This window comes from Porphyrobacter sp. MBR-49 (genome assembly GCF_053628655.1).
Genome location: NZ_JBRJGU010000002.1, coordinates 252,020 through 267,479 on the forward strand (window position 1 = coordinate 252,020; position 15,460 = coordinate 267,479).

Below are 15,460 nucleotides of genomic sequence, written 5' to 3' on the forward strand. Positions count from 1 at the left end.
TTATGTCACCTTTGCACGCTGGCTGAATTCCTCACGCTGCCACTCTGCGCCCTCCAGCACTTCTGCAAGGTGCCGCGCTGCTTCGGCCATGTCGGCAAAGCGCAGGTAGGCCGGCGCAAAGCCGAGCCGCAACACGTCGGGATCGCGGAAGTCTCCGATCACGCCGCGCGCGATCAATGCCTGACAGATCGCATAGGCATGGGGGGTGCGAAATGAAAGCTGGCTGCCGCGCGCGCCGCTATCGGTCGGGCTGACACAATCAAGTTCTACGCCGTGTGCGCTCAGGCATTCACCGAAAAACTCCGACAGCGCGCGCGATTTTTCATACAGCCGCCCCACTCCGATTTCGGCAATCAGATCGACGCCCACTTCGAGCGCGGTCAGGCCGAGGATCGGCGCGGTGCCGCATTGCAACTGTTCGATACCGGGCGCGGAGGCGTAGTCATCATCGAAGGCGAACGGCGCAGCGTGACCGAACCAGCCCGTCAGCGGCTGGGCAAGGCTTGCATGGTGACGTTCGGCTGCGAAGGCAAAGGCGGGTGCACCCGGCCCGCCGCACAGATATTTGTATCCGCAGCCCACCGCAAAATCCGCGCCCACCGCATTCAGATCGACCGGCACCGCCCCGGCTGAGTGCGATAAATCCCACAGCACCAGTGCGCCTGCCGCATGGGCCGCGCGGGTCAGCGCCGCCATGTCGTGCATCGCGCCGGTCTTGTAATGCACATGGGTGAGCAGCAGCAGCGCAACGTCACCATCGAGTGCCTCGGCCAGCTGGTCGCGCTCGGCCAGCCGCCGGGTTGCCAGCCCCTGCCGCTCCAACCCCGCGATCATGTAGAGATCGGTCGGGAAATTGCCGGGTTCAGACAGGATCACCTTGCACGCCGGACGCATGGTGAGCGCCGCCGCGATCAGTTTGAACAGGTTCACGCTGGTTGAATCGCAGGCGATTACTTCATGCGGATTGGCCCCGATCAACGGTGCAATCTTGCCACCGATGCGGCCCGCCATGGCGAACCAATCAGCGCTATTCCACGACCGGATCAACCCCTCACCCCATTCCTGCTCCACCACGCGGGCGATGGCCGCAGGCGTAGCCTTGGGCAGTGCGCCGAGTGAATTGCCATCGAGGTAAATCACCCCTTCGGGCAGTGTGAACCGATCCCGATACCCCGCCAACGGATCGGCGGCGTCGAATTCCCGTGCACGGTCTTCCATGGTCATATCAGCTCCCGCAAAACGGCGCGCACCGGGGATGCATCGCCGCCAATTATCGCCAGCGGCAGCGCGATCAACTCGTAACGCCCCGGCGGCACAGCATCGAGCACCAGCCCTTCAAGCACGCGGATATCGTGGCGCAGCACCGCCAGATGTGCGTCCATCGTTTTGGATGTCTGCGGGTCGATGGAAGGGCCATCCAGCCCCACCAGCCGCACGCCAGCTGCCGCCAGAGCATCGACGGTTTGCGGGGCAAGGGCGGCCGTTTCGTCCACCCATGCATCGTGGGGGAAGGCATCGAAGGTGCGAAACAGCACCCGCTCCACCCCCGTCAGATCAGGCAGGTGTTCGGGCAGGATCAGCGGCCCTGCACCGCGCACGTCCACCACCACACACTCACCGAGATAAGGTGCAAGATCGACGCTCGCGATATCAGGCGCATCGGCGGCATAATGCAGCGGCGCATCGGCGTGCGCGCCCGAATGGGTCGACATCGTGATCGCGGAGACATTGACCGGAGAGCCTTGCGCCATCTGCCACGTGCCTGCCTGCGCAAACGCCGTATCGCCCGGCCAAACCGGCAAGCCGGGGCGCAGCGGCTGCGAAATGTCCCACAACCGGCGGCTCATATCGCCGTTCTGACGCTTAAAAGTTCAGGGAAGAAGGCCTGTTTCAAGACCCCTTCGAGATAGGGCACACCCGCCGTCCCGCCGGTCCCGCGTTTGAAGCCGATGATCCGCTCAACGGTCTTGAGATGGCCGAACCGCCAGCGCTGAAAATGGTATTCCAGATCAACCAGCTTTTCGGCCAGCTCGTAAAGGTCCCAGTGCTCCTGCGGATCACGGTAGATCGCCGCCCAGGCCGCCTCGACACTGGCATTGTGTTGATAAGGCACGGTGGGGTCGCGCCCGGTCGCCTCCGCCGCGATCGTGAAGCCACGCCGTGACAGCAGGCGGATCGCCGCATCGTACAGGCTCGCCCGCCCCCGTTCAGCCTCCAGCCGCGCAGCCCAATCGGCGTTGCCTTCGTGCAGTTGCACGTGCTTTTCATCGCGCCCGCCAAGCATGAATTCCATCATCCGGTACTGGGCCGATTGAAACCCGCTCGATCCGCCCAGATAGGGGCGGATGCGCGAATAATCATGCGGGGTCATGGTGCTGAGCACGTCCCAGCTCTGGATCAGCTGCGTCTGCGCGCGCGCTACCCGGGCGAGCATCTTGAAGGCAGGGCGCAGGTTGTCCGCTTCAACACATTCGCGCGCGGCGGTCAGTTCGTGCAGGCACAGTTTGAGCCATAGCTCGCTGGCCTGGTGCACAATAATGAACAGCAGTTCGTCATGCGCATCAGAGGATGGATGTTGCGCCCCGAGAACGCGGTCGAGATCGAGATAGCTCGCGTAAGTAACTTTGTCGGTCATGCCCACAGCCTATAGCGCGCAGCGGCTGGCAGGGGAACTACCCCTCAATCACGCGGGCTTCGGGATGGTGCTTGTCAATGTGTTTGAGGATGATTTTCAGGTTTCTGGTGTTCGAACGGAACAGCAGATCAGCGGCATCGCCTACCAAAGGAATCACGCCAATCGCAGCATCGAACAACACGTTCAGCCCCATCCGTGCCAGCTTCCATCGGGACATGCCCAGATTGCGCGCTTCCCAGACGATATAGGCTCCCATCGCTGTCGTCACGATATCACCCAGCACCGGAACCAACCCGATCAGTGCATCAAGCCCGACCGGAAAATTCACACCCGGAATAACGAAACTGCGTTCCAGCAGCTTTTCCATAATGGTCACGCGGGCGCGGACCGATGCGGCATCGGTGCCGGTCGGCAGTTGCATGGTGATGACGTGCGGCGATTCTGGGCGGGGTTTCACGGGCGTGTCCATCCCGATTATGTGGTGGGCTGCGACAGCGGGAACAAGGGGTGCAGGCCCCACGGGTTGGCGATGTAGTTCCTGACTGACCCACGCACCATCGACCAGCGCACCGGTGCCCCAAGCGGAATGAACACTTCGCGGGCCGTCAACGCAGCATGAGCCTCGACCAGTAACCGCTCACGTGTGGCGGCATCGCGTTCGGTCAACGACTGGCGCACCAGCGCATCAGCCTCGGCCGAGCACAGGCTGGCTTTGAGACTGCAATGGAACTGGTTGAGATACCAGCGCGGCCCGGTGTAGCGGGCAATCGTATCGCGCAGTTCAAGATCGGCTTCCTCGCCCGGCGCGGCCCGCACCGCTGTAACGCCGATCAGCGCCCAGGCTTCGGCCAGTTGGCGCATCAACAAATCGCTGCCCGGCCCGCGTGGCAAAGCGACGCGCACCGCCGCACTCGCTTGCGATTGCGCAGTCCACGCCCGCACCCGCGCCGCCGCAGTCGCCCGGCGTTCATCAAGCGATGTGCCAGCCCACCGATCCCCAGCAAAAGGCGGCGCAATGAAACTTTCGGGCGGCACAATCCGGCTGGTCGCCTTCCACCCACCCAGCCCGAACGGCTGGATCAACGCACCGCGATCAAGCGCCATCGACAGCGCCTCGCGCCGGGCGGGGTCGGCCAGCAGGCCTTGTTCGCGCCGCACCGCCAAGCCGAGCAGACCTATTGCCGGGTCAACCTGTATCGTCCCGCGCGACAATGGCCCGGTTTCGGCCAGCGGGAAATCGGCAAGGCTGCCATTCAGCACCAGATCAACCTCGCCCCGAGAAAATGCCGCCACAGCATCGCGCGCCGGCAAGGCCCGAACACTGACCGGGCGCGCGACCTCTTGCCAATCTTCCCGGGCTGGCATGCCGCGCGTTTCAGGCGGCAAGGCTGTAAGGCGGGCGATCATTCCAGCCTCGTCTCGTGACATCGCCATCGGCCCGGATCCGTTTCCGCTTTTGGCAAAACCGAGTTCGGGTTGAGCAAGCAATCGCAGAAAATCGGGCATCGGCGCGGTCAGGCGCACTTCGATCACCCTCCCGGTCATGGCGCGAATGTCGCGCACCTTGGCCAAATCGAGGCCGAGCGACGTTCCCTTCAACCGCGCCAGCGCATCGCGCAGCAATCGCCGCACCTCGGTCGCCGTGATCTCCTCACCATCGGGCCAGGTGCTGTCCCGCAAGCGGAAGATGTAACTCATGCCGTCATCGGTGACGATCCAGCGTTCCGCCATAGCTGGCACGACCTGCCCAGCAGGATCGAGCGCAACCAGCCCTTCGTGGGTTGTCGCGCGCAAATGCTGAGCGGCTGACGGCAGGCGCACGCCCTGCTGAAACAGGCTTTCAGGCGCGCCAATTATCGCCACCTCGACCGAACCATTCCCGTTCGAGGGGCCACAGGACGACAGCGCCAGAGCGGCAAGCAGGGTTGGCCAGAATCGCATCAACCGCTGACTAGCAGGTTGCAACGCATCGGTCAGCTTGGTGGTTGCCCAGGCAGGCGCGTTTGTTCAAATCTTGCGCAGCATCGACGGCTGCGGCGGTGCAGGCGCGCGGTGAGCTCTTGAGGATACGACCAAACTGGCGGTCGGCCCGTCATTCGCCTCAAGCGGACGCCGGGCCTTCTGCGAGTCAATTTCATCATCAAAGGCGACGCCGAACCGGTCGTCTTGCACCCAGGCGACCGAGCCCTTGATCGCGCCGATATTGCGCAATTCGACAGTTAGGCGGTGGCCGCGCTGGACGCGCAGATTGCCTTCGCCCATCATCCCGCCGTCGGACAGGTTACGCACTCGCACCCGATGCGTTTCGGTGCTCTGTTCGATGCGGATATCGGCCAGCAAGAACAGACTGTCGCGCGTAACACTGCGTGTTTCCACACCCGTCATATCTGGGTCGCCTCCTAAACTGCAAAAATCACCGCATGGGCCAGTCCATCATTTTAGATGGCCGACCACAAAACGCCATTGAAACTGCGCCAATTGCAGTTACCAAAAGGTTAAAATGATTGCCGCAGGTGCCTGCGATGCAGCGGGCGTCCCATCACGGCACAGGCCGCGAGCCACAGTTTACGATCAATCGTCGCGGGAGATTTTTTCGCGCCGTTCGTGGGCTTCCTGCGCTTCAACCGTCATGGTTGCGACCGGCCGCGCGATCAGGCGGCGCAGACCGATTGGGTCCCCGGTGACTTCGCAATAGCCATATTCGCCCGAATCGATCCGGCGCAACGCGGAGTCGATCTTGGACACCAGTTTGCGTTGGCGGTCGCGGGTGCGCAGTTCGATGCCCCAATCGGTTTCACTGGAAGCGCGGTCGGTCAGATCGGCTTCGCGGATCGGGCCATCCTGCAACGATTGCAGCGTCTGGCCAGCAGCCGAATGGATCGAGCGTTTCCACTCGATCAGCAGCATGCGAAAATAGGCCTGCTGGCGCTCATTCATGTATTCCTCGTCCTCGCTCGGCACATAGTCCGGAGCGATCAGGCGCTTGGCCTTTTCGAGGATGTCGATTTCGTCAGGCGCGGCAGTTGGCATCAAGCCCTCTCATCCCGTGATTTGCTGGGCTGACCTTCGTGTCCTGCCGCCTGAATATTTTCATTGGCTCACTTGGTCCCAGCCGTCTGAAGCAATGCGCGCCCTATAGGCAAGGCCCCCTATACGCACAAGCGGGTTTGGGAATGTTGTGGGGGCAAATGTCAGCGGTGCAGAAAGTGCCATTGGCGTTAACCAATTATTGACCATGTTAGCCGAGTTCTGATGCCGGGAAGGCCGTTTGGAAGCGGTCTGGTGAACCGGGGACGACATCATGAATATCATTGCGATCAGCACCAAAGACACGAATGTTTCACGTGAAACACTTCCACACGATACACGGGGCGAGGCGGCACTTGGCCGCTGGCTGGCGGCGGCAGCGACGGGTCAAGCGGGGGCCTGCTTTGATTTGGGCGTCGCGTTCTCGACCGGCAGCAACGGCGCACCGTGTGATCTGATCGAAGCCCACAAATGGTTCAACCTTGCCGCAGCGCGCGGCCATGAAGAAGCCGCCTATTGCCGCGCCGACATTTCCGAGGAAATGACCGCCCGCGAAATCGCCGAAGCCCAGCGCCGTGCCCGCCAGTGGCTGGCCGAAGGCAATCAGCGCGCCGCGTAAGCCGCGTTAGTCGCCCTTCCTGAACGGGGTGCGCTCACCAAGATACATCCGATCACTCGCCACGCCTGCGCGTTCGCGTTCGAGGAAATCGGCAACCGCCGCGCGAAAGCCGGGATCGGCGATCCAATGCGCGGACCACGTCTGCACCGGTTCATACCCGCGCGCCAGCTTGTGCCCGCCCTGCGCGCCCGCCTCAACCCGGCCAAGCCCGCGCGCAATCGCGATGTCGATCGCCTGATAATAGCACAGTTCAAAATGCAGGAAGCGCACGTCGCGGGTGCAGCCCCAATAACGCCCGTAAAGCGCATCGCCCCCGACAAAATTGAGCGCGCCCGCAATCGGCTGCGCACCGTCATAGGCGAGGAGCAGCACAATCCTGTCCCCCATCCGCTCCCCCAGCAGGCTGAAGGCTTCGCGGGTGAGATAGGGTTGGCCCCATTTGCGTTGCCCGGTGTCCTGATAAAACACCCAGAACGCATCCCAATGCGATTCGGTGATTTCCGCGCCGGTCAGGTGCCGGATGCTCAGCCCTTCGCAGGCGGCCGCGCGTTCCTTGCGCAAATCCTTACGCTTGCGCGATGACAGCGCGCCTAGAAACGCGTCAAAGCTGGCATAGCCACGATTGAACCAGTGGAACTGGATGTCTGATCGCGGCATCCACCCGCCAGCCTCGAACAGCGGCAATTGATCGGGCGCGATGAAGGTCGCGTGGGCCGATGACATCGCGTTCTGCGCGCACACCATTTCCGCCGCCTTGAGCAGATGCGGGGCAAGTGCCGGATCGCTCAGCAACAGACGAGGGCCGGTGGCAGGCGTAAACGGCGCAGCGATTTGCAGCTTGGGGTAATAACGCCCACCCGCGCGGTGCCATGCGTCCGCCCAGGCATGGTCGAACACATATTCGCCCTGGCTATGCCCCTTGGCGTATGACGGCATGGCGGCAAGCAAGCGCCCAGCATCATCGGTGATCGCGATCGGCGCAGGCTCCCACCCGGTGCCGGGGCCGACCGAACCGGAATCCTCCATCGCGGTTAGAAATTCGTGGGATGTGAAAGGGTTGTGATCGCCGCCCAGCGCGTTCCACTGATCGCGGTCAAAACTGCTGACCGAAGGTGCAAGGCGGACGGTCAGTTCAGGCGCGCTCACGCCAGCCCTGCCCCTTCCGCAATCAGCGCATCGGCATGGGCCATTGCGCGCGCACGGGTTTCGGGCGAATTGACCGTCCAAGTGAGCACCGGCAGCCCCCGGGCTCGCAAGCCTGCAACCCACGGACTGGGCAAAGCCGCGACATGGTAAGCGAGAAAATCAGGCTTTGCGATCCACAGCGCCAGCTTGCGTCGCCATGACGTCTGCGTGTCGCCGCGCTCGTCCTCACGCATCACCAGTCCGGCACAGACTCGCGGTGCGTGCCGTCTGAACCACCGGGCGACGCGCGGATCGAAGCTCATAACGGCATGAGGCCCGGAATAGTCCTCAAGCAACCGCGCGACATAAACGCACGTCCAATCAACATCGTAGCCGCGCTTTGACTTGATTTCGATCAGCAACGGCACGCGGCCAGCAACCACATCGAGAAACTTCGCCAGCCGTACGGGATGCTGATCGGTGCCAAGCAGCCTCAGTGTTTCGAGATTATCGGCATCGAGGGCTTCGGTGGCCTCCGATCTTCCCGTCAGCCGCTCAAGTTCCCAATCGTGAAACACCATCGGGTGATCGTCGGCACTGCGCTGAACGTCGCACTCGATGCCCATGCCTGCCGCGATCGCCGCTTCGGCTCCGGCCAGCGAGTTTTCCGGCACGTCCGGCCCATGCAACCCGCGATGGGCATATTCCCACTGCGTCAGCCAGTCCGGAGCGCGCCGTTTGCTCATGCCTTCAGCGCGATCACCGCATCCACCTCAACCGCCGCGCCGCGCGGCAGCGCGGGCACGCCGACAGCGGCGCGGGCGTGCTTGCCCGCAGCGCCGAACACCTGTTCCATCAGATCGGACGCGCCATTGGCGACTTCGGGCTGATCGGTGAAATCGGCGGTGCAATTGATGAAGGCGCCGAGCTTCACGATCCGCTCCACGCGGTCGAGCAAGCCAGCCGCGCCCAATTGCGCAATGATCATCAGTGCGCAGGCGCGCGCGGCGGCCTGACCCTCGGCCACGCTGACATCCTCGCCCAACCGCCCGGTGATCAGCGCGCCATCGACAAATGGCAGCTGGCCGGAAACATGGGCAAAGTCGCCATGCACCACCACCGGCACATAGCTGGCGACCGGCGCTGCGGCCTTGGGCAGGGTAATGCCGAGTTCGGCCAGTTTTGCGGTATAGCTCATTTTCAATCCTCCAAACGTTCCAGCAGCCACGGCAAGGCTTCATCCCAGCGATCTATCCGGGCTTCTGCATGGCCTGCTTTATGTGCGCAATCAATCGCGTGGGCGATCATCGGTTCGCCGCACAGGTGCAGCCGCGTGACCTGCGGGGTGATTTCCGCGACCGAGGCATGGTGTTGCGCCAGATCATCGATGAACAGCGCGCGGGTGGGCGCATATTCATCGATAATCGCCTTGAGCGCCGGGCCTTTCGGCCCCTGATTGGTGAACACGCGGGCGTTGATGCCGACAGCGGCAAGCTGCGCGGCGCGGGCATCGCGGTGGCCATCCACCAGATTGGTCAGGATCACCACATCGGCACGCTCGGCCAGCGTGTTGATCCCTTCGACCGCGCCTGCAATCGGCTGCTGGCTGTCCATCTCATTATCGAAGAACGCGCGCAGCATCCGCCAGATGTCCGCCGGTTCGAGCAACGCGCCGCTATCCTGCCAGCGCAGCGCCTCGGCAAAATTATGCCCTTCCAGCTGGAAGGCCACCCCCTGGCTTGCCTCCAGCCAATCCTTGAACGGGGCGACCATGTGCAACAGCACTTCGTCACAATCGCTGATGATCAGGGGGCGGGTCATGTCAGTAAAGCGTCCTTGGCGGCGACCAGTTCTTCGGGCGTGACGGCCAGTGCCTCTGCCGCGCGAATCAGATCGGGTTCGTGATTGGTAAGGAATTCGATGGCCGAGGCAAGGATGGCAGGATCTCCCAGCCCGGCGCGCAGAGTATCGGGATCAAGCCCGGTCAGATCAAGGTAGCGCGCGGCGCGATCCTCGCCCTCAAGCACCCAGCCGAGCGCGGCCAGCGCCAGCGCCTGCGGGTTGAGCGGATCGGGTTCGGGGCGAAGCGGGATTGTCCTGTCCTTTATGCAAGGTTAGTCGTAAGCCAGACGAATGCGGGGCGAGCAGTGACAAAGCGGATCATGGTTGTCGAGGATAATGACCTTAACCGGAAATTGTTCTGCGATGTGCTGCGCGCCAACGGGTTCGACGTAGAGCCTGTGGATGATGGCAACAAGGTGCTGGAAACCGCGCGCGCGACCTCGCCCGATCTGATCATCATGGACATTCAACTGGGCGGGGTATCGGGGGTTGACCTGATCGAAGCTGCCAAGCGCGATTCGGCGCTGTGTTCGATCCCGGTGCTGGCAGTGACCGCCTTTGCGGCCAAGGGCGATGAAGAACGTATCCGCGCGGCGGGCGCGGCGGGCTATCTGTCAAAGCCGGTGTCGATCAGCCCGTTCATGAATGCGGTGCGCGGGTTGCTGCCTGCCTGACGCGCGGTTTCGTGTTGCCCATGCACGCGCAAATCGCGTCTGTAAAAGCGCCGAAACCTTGACAATCTGCATCATCCGCCGCTTTGCAAGCGTATCAATCCGGCAAGCGCCGCCATCACACCAACCGCCGAAAGCACCACCCCGCCATGAACTCCGCTGAAGTCAATGAGCGCATTCGCACCCTGATCGAACCGTTCAACAAGAAAGGCATCGCCATCGAAGACGCGACCACCTTTGCCGGCGATCTTGAATTTGACAGCCTGACCGTGATGGATTTCGTCGCTGAAATCGAAGACGAATTTGATGTGATCATCTCGATGAACCAGCAGGCTGAAATCGAAAACTGGGGCCAGCTTGTCGCGGCAGTGCACAAGTTGCAGGATAGCTGATAGAGGCCGCGTCCATGACCGAAACGCTCACCGCCCCCGCCACGGTTGATCTGCTGGCGAAGTTCGATCCCATCATCCAGACCCGTGAAGCGCTGCTTGCTGCCGGGGTGGAAGACCCGTTCAATCTGGTGATGGAACAGGTGCTGTCCCCCACCCGCGCGATCTGCAACGGGCGCGATACGATCCTGCTCGGCACCTATAACTACATGGGCATGACCTTCGACGATGATGTCATCGCGGCAGGCAAGGCGGCGATGGAGGATTTCGGCGCGGGCACCACCGGCAGCCGTGTGCTCAACGGCACCTTCCGCGATCACCGCGATGTGGAAACGGCGCTGCGCGAATTCTACGCCATGGATCACGCCATGGTGTTTTCGACCGGGTATCAGGCGAACCTTGGCATTATCTCGACGCTGGCGGGCAAGGGCGATTACATCATCCTCGATATCGACAGCCACGCATCGATCTGGGATGGCTGCGCGATGGGCAACGCCGAGGTCGTGCCATTCAAACACAACGATATTGAGGCGATGGAAAAACGCCTGAAGCGCGTGCCCGAAGGCGCGGGCAAGCTGGTCGTGCTCGAAGGCGTCTATTCGATGATGGGCGATGTCGCTCCGCTGAAGGAAATGGTCCGCATCGCCAAGGAAAACGGCGCGATGGTGCTGGTGGATGAGGCCCATTCGATGGGCTTTATCGGCCAGCACGGCCGCGGCGTGGCCGAAGAACAGGGCGTGATCGACGATGTCGATTTCATCATCGGCACCTTTTCCAAATCGGTCGGCACGGTCGGGGGGTTCTGCGTATCGAACCACCCGAAGTTTGAAGTGCTGCGGTTGGTGTGCCGCCCCTATGTCTTCACCGCGGCGCTGCCGCCGAGCGTGATGGCGAGTTCGGCCACGTCGATCCGCAAGCTGATGCATGGCGGGAACAAGCGCGCGCATCTGTGGGAGAACAGTCGCACGCTGCACCAGGGTTTGCGCGATCTCGGCTTCACGCTCGGCACAGCCACGGCGCAAAGCGCGATCATCGCGGTGATCATGCCCGATCTGGAAAAGGGCGCGATGATGTGGGAGGCGCTGTTGAAAGAGGGCCTCTACGTCAACCTCGCCCGCCCGCCTGCAACCCCTGCGGGCATGACCCTGCTGCGCTGTTCGCTATGCGCCGAACATTCGGCCGAGCAGGTCACGACCATCCTCGGCATGTTCGAACGCGCGGGCAAGGCGATCGGGATTATTTAACCCATTTGGTTATTTATCTTGACATCGTGACGCTCTCTGGTTAGATAGGGGCATAGTCGAGAAATAGCGATTCGCCAGCGGGCGGCCTTCCGGGTGGAAGTGCCGCCTTTTTGCCGTTCGCAAAGGGAGATCTGCCCATGGCAAAACGCGGCCCTGCGCGAACCAGCGCCGATGATACCGCCACCCATCACACCACCGATCGCCGCTGGCGCACCCGCTTTATTGATTACCTTGCAATCAGTTCCAACGTCACCCGTTCCGCCGAACACGCTGGCATCGATGTCAGCCGCGCCTATCGCCTGCGCCGCGCCGATCCCGATTTTGCACGGCAATGGCAGGTGGCGCTGGCCGAAGGGTATAGCCACCTTGAAATGGAAGTCCTGCGCCGCCTGCGCGAAGGCGATTTCAAAACCGGCGATGGCGAGAAATTCGATTTCGCCAACGCCATCCGCCTGCTCGCCGCGCACCGTGATAGCGCCGCCAACGGGCAAAGCCGCGAACGCGATGTCAGCGCCGAAGAAGTGCGCGCGTCGATCGACAGCAAGATCGAGGAAATCCGGCGGCGCATGGTCAAGGCCAAACCCGGCGACACGCAGGCCTGATGTCCGCACCGTTCGAATGGATCGTCACCGCACCGCCCGAAGTAAGGCGAAAGCTGGTCAGCCAGCTCAGCCAAAGGGAGAAAAACGACCTTGCTTTCATCTGGCCCTATGCCGCCCGCCCCGAACAGCTGCCTCCGCCGGGCGACTGGCGGATCTGGATGACCATGGCCGGGCGCGGGTTCGGCAAGACCCGCGCTGGTGCCGAATGGGTGCGCATGATCGCCGATAGAAACCCCGATGCACGGATCGCGCTGGTGTCCTCCTCGCTGGCAGAGGCGCGCGCGGTGATGGTTGAGGGCGAAAGCGGCCTGCTGTCGATCTATCCGCCCACCGCTCGGCCCCGGTTTGAACCATCGCGCCGCCGCATCCGCTTTGCCAATGGTGCGCAGGCGCAGTTGTTTTCCGCCGCCGAGCCGGAAAGCCTGCGCGGGCCGCAGCACAGCCACGCCTGGTGCGATGAAATCGGCAAGTGGCCGCTGGCGCATGAACGCGCCACGCGCTGCTGGGACAATCTGCTGCTCGGCCTCAGGCTGGGGAATGATCCGCGCATCGCGGTTACAACCACCCCGCGCGCGGTGCCGCTGGTGCAGCGGCTGATCGCGCAGATTGGCAGCGCCGGGGATGTCGCCATCAGCCGCGGGGCGACCAGCGATAATGCCGCCAATCTGCCGCAGCGGTTTCTGGATGCGATTGCCAGCGAATTTGGGGGCACCCAGCTTGCCAGACAGGAAATCGAAGGCGAATTGATCGAGGATATCGAAGGCGCATTGTGGACCCGCGCGCTGATCGAACAGGTGCGCGAAACCGGCGCCGTTCCCGCAGCTGTGCGGGTGGTGGTGGCGGTTGATCCGCCTGCATCGGCCACGGGCGATGAATGCGGGATCATTGTGGTCGCCTTGGGCGAAGACGGCATTGCCCGCGTGCTCGCCGATTGTTCGGCCCAAGGCGCAGCCCCTGCCGAATGGGCGCAGAAAGTCGCCGATGCTGCGCGCGAATGGGGTGCTGACCGCGTTGTGGCAGAGGCCAATCAGGGCGGGGCGATGGTCGAAAGCGTGCTGCGCGCCGCCGATCAGGCGCTGCCGATCAGGCTGGTGCACGCTGCCCGCGGCAAGGTTGCCCGCGCCGAACCCATCGCCGCGCTCTACGCCGCCGGGCGGGTGCGCCACGTGGGGATGTTCGCACGGCTCGAAGACCAATTGTGCGGGCTGCTGGCGGGCGGAACCTACGCCGGCCCCGGCCGCAGCCCCGACCGCGCCGATGCGCTGGTGTGGGGATTGAGCGAATTGATGCTGGGGCGGAGCGCCCGCCCCAGCGTGCGGCCAATCTGACGCGCCGCGACCAAGACAAAGGAAATCCGATGGCATTGCTCGACACTCTCCTCTCCGCCTTCAAGGGCGGGGAGCGCGCCCGTGTGCCTTTGGCGCCCGGCATGATGCAGGGGTGGCACCCGGCGTTTGCGGCTGGGCCTGGGCCGCGCAGCTATGATTATGCCCGCGCGATTGGCGAAGGCTTTCTGGCCAACCCGATTGCCCAGCGATCGGTCAGGATCGTGGCCGAGGCGGTGGGGCAGGCCCCGCTCGCCTGCAATGATCCGCGCCTCGCCGCGCTCGTCACCGCTACCAGCGCCGGGCAATCGCTGATCGAAACGCTGGCCGCGCAATTGCTGCTGCACGGCAATGGCTATGTGCAGATCCTGAAGGATGCGAGCGGCACGCCGGTGGAGTTGTTCGCGCTGCGGCCCGAACGGGTGAAGGTGGCAACCGGGCCGGATGGCTGGCCGTGCGGCTATGATTACACGGTGAATAACCGCACCGCGCGGATCGCGGTGGAGGATGAGGATGGCTGGCCGGGGATCATCGCGATCCGGACGATGCATCCGCTTGACGATCACTGCGGCGCGGGCGCGCTGGAGGCGGCGTGGCAGGCGGTGCTGATCCACAATGCCGCAACCCACTGGAACCGCGCGCTGCTGGAAAACGCGGCGCGGCCTTCGGGCGCGCTGGTTTACGAGCCGGGGGACGGCGCGAGCCTCGCTCATGAACAGTTCGAACGGTTGAAGCGCGAGCTGGATATCGCCTTTTCGGGCGCAGCCAATGCGGGGCGACCGATGTTGCTCGACGGCGGGCTGAAATGGCAGAGCATGGCGCTGACCCCGGCGGACATGGACTTCGCGACGCTGAAAAGCGCGGCGGCGCGCGATATCGCGCTGGCGTTCGGGGTGCCGCCGATGCTGCTCGGCCTGCCGGGCGACAACACCTATGCCAATTACCGTGAGGCCAACCGCGCGCTGTGGCGGCTGACGCTGCTGCCGCTGGCGGAGAAACTGTTTTCCGCGCTGCGTCAGGGCCTCGCTCCGTGGTTCCCCGGTGCCGAAATCGGGGTCGATCTCGACCGGGTCACGGCGCTGTCGGAAGACCGCGAGCGATTGTGGTCGCAGGTGTCCGACGCCGATTTCCTGACCCGCGCGGAAAAACGCCAGATGCTGGGCCTGAGCCCTGAAGAACAGCCAGAGGAGAATACCGCATGAGCCGCGCAGATGTGCTTGCCAGCCTGATGGTGCAGGCCCGCAATGATGGGGCAGCGCTGGTGACTTTACGCGCTATTGTCGAGGAATCGAGCGCGCTCGCCACCGACCGGGTGCTCGAACGGCTCGGGCTGGGCGATGCCGGGGCCGAGAGCGATCTGGTTCAGCTGCGCGAACTGCTGCGGGCGTGGCGCGATACCAAGGCCAGCGCGTGGAAAGCGTTGATGGAATGGATCATCCGCGGCGCACTGGCGTTGCTGCTGATCGGGATCGCGGTGCGCCTTGGCGTGTGGGACCGGCTATGAGCGCGCGGGCCATGCGTTTTGCCGGCTATGCCGCGCTGTTCGATATTCCCGATGCAGCGCGCGACACGATCCGGCGCGGAGCGTTCGCCAAGACGCTGGCGAGCCAGAATGCGCCCTTGCCGCTATACTGGCAGCACCGCCCGGATCAGCCGATCGGCGTGATCGAGCAGGTGTCAGAGGACGCGCGCGGTTTGCGGGTGATCGCCCGGATCGACCGGCCCGATAGCCGCGCGGCGATGCTGCTGGCGCAAGGCGCGGTAAGCGGCCTCAGCTTCGGCTTCCGCACCCGCGCGGCGCGGCAATCCGATCAGGGGCGCGAACTGATCGAGATTGACCTGTTCGAAGTCAGCCTGGTCACCCACCCGCTGCAACATCGAGCCAGGGTGCATTTTGTAAGCTGACCGAGCCGACCAAACCACTTTCCACCGGCCGCCATTGGGGCGGCCTTTTTTCTGCCCAACCGAAAGGCCAATGCCC

21 protein-coding genes are annotated in these 15,460 nt (G+C 63.5%); 9 read left to right on the forward strand and 12 right to left on the reverse strand.

Going from position 1 to position 15,460, the window contains the following annotated elements:
- From kynU to dksA, 7 genes are all read right to left on the reverse strand, one after another.
- On the reverse strand, positions 1-1,218 hold the full coding sequence (kynU, locus tag ACSSV3_RS03400; RefSeq protein WP_354324089.1) for a kynureninase: 1,218 nt from the start codon (positions 1,216-1,218) through the stop codon (positions 1-3).
- A gap of 2 nt (positions 1,219-1,220) precedes the next feature.
- Entirely contained in the window at positions 1,221-1,847 is a 627-nt protein-coding gene (gene kynB / locus ACSSV3_RS03405) for an arylformamidase (protein ID WP_354323743.1), read from the reverse strand.
- Positions 1,844-2,635 carry a tryptophan 2,3-dioxygenase gene (locus tag ACSSV3_RS03410; protein WP_354323745.1) on the reverse strand — a complete coding sequence of 264 codons (792 nt, stop codon included), beginning with the start codon at positions 2,633-2,635 and terminating at the stop codon, positions 1,844-1,846. Before ACSSV3_RS03410 ends, kynB begins: the two co-directional genes overlap by 4 nt.
- Positions 2,636-2,672: 37 nt before the next feature.
- Complete coding sequence (locus tag ACSSV3_RS03415; protein ID WP_354323746.1) at positions 2,673-3,104, reverse strand: DUF4112 domain-containing protein; 432 nt, start codon at positions 3,102-3,104, stop codon at positions 2,673-2,675.
- Positions 3,105-3,109: 5 nt separating this feature from the next.
- A complete protein-coding gene (locus ACSSV3_RS03420; RefSeq protein WP_354323748.1) occupies positions 3,110-4,576 on the reverse strand; it encodes an ABC transporter substrate-binding protein in 1,467 nt (488 codons plus the stop codon).
- A gap of 66 nt (positions 4,577-4,642) precedes the next feature.
- A complete protein-coding gene (locus ACSSV3_RS03425; protein ID WP_354323750.1) occupies positions 4,643-5,020 on the reverse strand; it encodes a PilZ domain-containing protein in 378 nt (125 codons plus the stop codon).
- 186 nt (positions 5,021-5,206) lie between these two features.
- Positions 5,207-5,665 carry an RNA polymerase-binding protein DksA gene (dksA, locus tag ACSSV3_RS03430; RefSeq protein WP_354323752.1) on the reverse strand — a complete coding sequence of 153 codons (459 nt, stop codon included), beginning with the start codon at positions 5,663-5,665 and terminating at the stop codon, positions 5,207-5,209.
- A gap of 271 nt (positions 5,666-5,936) precedes the next feature.
- Between dksA and ACSSV3_RS03435 the strand changes: the two genes are divergently transcribed.
- The gene (locus tag ACSSV3_RS03435; protein ID WP_354323754.1) at positions 5,937-6,281 is read left to right on the forward strand and encodes an SEL1-like repeat protein; all 345 of its coding nucleotides are present in this window, start codon (positions 5,937-5,939) and stop codon (positions 6,279-6,281) included.
- A gap of 6 nt (positions 6,282-6,287) precedes the next feature.
- Here ACSSV3_RS03435 and ACSSV3_RS03440 read toward each other — a convergent pair whose 3' ends face one another.
- Genes ACSSV3_RS03440 through ACSSV3_RS03460 form a run of 5 tightly spaced genes read right to left on the reverse strand, consistent with a single transcriptional unit; the run spans position 6,288 to position 9,514 of the window.
- A complete protein-coding gene (locus ACSSV3_RS03440; protein ID WP_354323756.1) occupies positions 6,288-7,427 on the reverse strand; it encodes a GNAT family N-acetyltransferase in 1,140 nt (379 codons plus the stop codon).
- A complete protein-coding gene (locus ACSSV3_RS03445) occupies positions 7,424-8,152 on the reverse strand; it encodes a glycerophosphodiester phosphodiesterase family protein (protein WP_354323758.1) in 729 nt (242 codons plus the stop codon). Before ACSSV3_RS03445 ends, ACSSV3_RS03440 begins: the two co-directional genes overlap by 4 nt.
- A complete protein-coding gene (locus ACSSV3_RS03450) occupies positions 8,149-8,604 on the reverse strand; it encodes a RidA family protein (RefSeq protein WP_354323759.1) in 456 nt (151 codons plus the stop codon). The genes ACSSV3_RS03445 and ACSSV3_RS03450 overlap by 4 nt, the downstream gene beginning before the upstream one ends.
- A gap of 2 nt (positions 8,605-8,606) precedes the next feature.
- The gene (locus ACSSV3_RS03455; protein WP_354323760.1) at positions 8,607-9,227 is read right to left on the reverse strand and encodes an HAD family hydrolase; all 621 of its coding nucleotides are present in this window, start codon (positions 9,225-9,227) and stop codon (positions 8,607-8,609) included.
- On the reverse strand, positions 9,224-9,514 hold the full coding sequence (locus ACSSV3_RS03460; protein WP_354324091.1) for a DUF3572 domain-containing protein: 291 nt from the start codon (positions 9,512-9,514) through the stop codon (positions 9,224-9,226). The genes ACSSV3_RS03455 and ACSSV3_RS03460 overlap by 4 nt, the downstream gene beginning before the upstream one ends.
- 39 nt (positions 9,515-9,553) lie before the next feature.
- Between ACSSV3_RS03460 and ACSSV3_RS03465 the strand changes: the two genes are divergently transcribed.
- From ACSSV3_RS03465 to ACSSV3_RS03500, 8 genes are all read left to right on the forward strand, one after another.
- Positions 9,554-9,922: a response regulator gene (locus ACSSV3_RS03465; protein ID WP_354323762.1), complete on the forward strand. Its 369-nt coding sequence runs from the start codon at positions 9,554-9,556 to the stop codon at positions 9,920-9,922.
- Positions 9,923-10,068: 146 nt separating this feature from the next.
- Entirely contained in the window at positions 10,069-10,311 is a 243-nt protein-coding gene (locus ACSSV3_RS03470) for an acyl carrier protein (protein ID WP_354323764.1), read from the forward strand.
- Between the two features lie 14 nt (positions 10,312-10,325).
- Positions 10,326-11,552: a serine palmitoyltransferase gene (spt, locus tag ACSSV3_RS03475; RefSeq protein ID WP_354323765.1), complete on the forward strand. Its 1,227-nt coding sequence runs from the start codon at positions 10,326-10,328 to the stop codon at positions 11,550-11,552.
- Positions 11,553-11,689: 137 nt separating this feature from the next.
- A complete protein-coding gene (locus tag ACSSV3_RS03480) occupies positions 11,690-12,154 on the forward strand; it encodes a hypothetical protein (RefSeq protein ID WP_354323767.1) in 465 nt (154 codons plus the stop codon).
- Positions 12,154-13,482 carry a DNA-packaging protein gene (locus ACSSV3_RS03485; protein ID WP_354323768.1) on the forward strand — a complete coding sequence of 443 codons (1,329 nt, stop codon included), beginning with the start codon at positions 12,154-12,156 and terminating at the stop codon, positions 13,480-13,482. Before ACSSV3_RS03480 ends, ACSSV3_RS03485 begins: the two co-directional genes overlap by 1 nt.
- Positions 13,483-13,511: 29 nt before the next feature.
- On the forward strand, positions 13,512-14,681 hold the full coding sequence (locus ACSSV3_RS03490; protein WP_354323770.1) for a phage portal protein: 1,170 nt from the start codon (positions 13,512-13,514) through the stop codon (positions 14,679-14,681).
- A complete protein-coding gene (locus ACSSV3_RS03495; RefSeq protein ID WP_354323773.1) occupies positions 14,678-14,983 on the forward strand; it encodes a DUF6127 family protein in 306 nt (101 codons plus the stop codon). Before ACSSV3_RS03490 ends, ACSSV3_RS03495 begins: the two co-directional genes overlap by 4 nt.
- Positions 14,980-15,384: an HK97 family phage prohead protease gene (locus ACSSV3_RS03500; RefSeq protein WP_354323775.1), complete on the forward strand. Its 405-nt coding sequence runs from the start codon at positions 14,980-14,982 to the stop codon at positions 15,382-15,384. Before ACSSV3_RS03495 ends, ACSSV3_RS03500 begins: the two co-directional genes overlap by 4 nt.
- The last annotated feature ends 76 nt before the right edge of the window (positions 15,385-15,460 follow it).

Bases quoted from the DNA above. Each gene is read 5' to 3' on its own strand.
- kynU (WP_354324089.1), bottom strand. From the start codon at position 1,218: ATGGAAGACCGTGCACGGGAATTCGACGCCGCCGATCCGTTGGCGGGG.
- kynB (WP_354323743.1), bottom strand. From the start codon at position 1,847: ATGAGCCGCCGGTTGTGGGACATTTCGCAGCCGCTGCGCCCCGGCTTG.
- ACSSV3_RS03410 (WP_354323745.1), bottom strand. From the start codon at position 2,635: ATGACCGACAAAGTTACTTACGCGAGCTATCTCGATCTCGACCGCGTT.
- ACSSV3_RS03415 (WP_354323746.1), bottom strand. From the start codon at position 3,104: ATGGACACGCCCGTGAAACCCCGCCCAGAATCGCCGCACGTCATCACC.
- ACSSV3_RS03420 (WP_354323748.1), bottom strand. From the start codon at position 4,576: ATGCGATTCTGGCCAACCCTGCTTGCCGCTCTGGCGCTGTCGTCCTGT.
- ACSSV3_RS03425 (WP_354323750.1), bottom strand. From the start codon at position 5,020: ATGACGGGTGTGGAAACACGCAGTGTTACGCGCGACAGTCTGTTCTTG.
- dksA (WP_354323752.1), bottom strand. From the start codon at position 5,665: ATGCCAACTGCCGCGCCTGACGAAATCGACATCCTCGAAAAGGCCAAG.
- ACSSV3_RS03435 (WP_354323754.1), top strand. From the start codon at position 5,937: ATGAATATCATTGCGATCAGCACCAAAGACACGAATGTTTCACGTGAA.
- ACSSV3_RS03445 (WP_354323758.1), bottom strand. From the start codon at position 8,152: ATGAGCAAACGGCGCGCTCCGGACTGGCTGACGCAGTGGGAATATGCC.
- ACSSV3_RS03450 (WP_354323759.1), bottom strand. From the start codon at position 8,604: ATGAGCTATACCGCAAAACTGGCCGAACTCGGCATTACCCTGCCCAAG.
- ACSSV3_RS03455 (WP_354323760.1), bottom strand. From the start codon at position 9,227: ATGACCCGCCCCCTGATCATCAGCGATTGTGACGAAGTGCTGTTGCAC.
- ACSSV3_RS03470 (WP_354323764.1), top strand. From the start codon at position 10,069: ATGAACTCCGCTGAAGTCAATGAGCGCATTCGCACCCTGATCGAACCG.
- spt (WP_354323765.1), top strand. From the start codon at position 10,326: ATGACCGAAACGCTCACCGCCCCCGCCACGGTTGATCTGCTGGCGAAG.
- ACSSV3_RS03480 (WP_354323767.1), top strand. From the start codon at position 11,690: ATGGCAAAACGCGGCCCTGCGCGAACCAGCGCCGATGATACCGCCACC.
- ACSSV3_RS03485 (WP_354323768.1), top strand. From the start codon at position 12,154: ATGTCCGCACCGTTCGAATGGATCGTCACCGCACCGCCCGAAGTAAGG.
- ACSSV3_RS03490 (WP_354323770.1), top strand. From the start codon at position 13,512: ATGGCATTGCTCGACACTCTCCTCTCCGCCTTCAAGGGCGGGGAGCGC.
- ACSSV3_RS03495 (WP_354323773.1), top strand. From the start codon at position 14,678: ATGAGCCGCGCAGATGTGCTTGCCAGCCTGATGGTGCAGGCCCGCAAT.
- ACSSV3_RS03500 (WP_354323775.1), top strand. From the start codon at position 14,980: ATGAGCGCGCGGGCCATGCGTTTTGCCGGCTATGCCGCGCTGTTCGAT.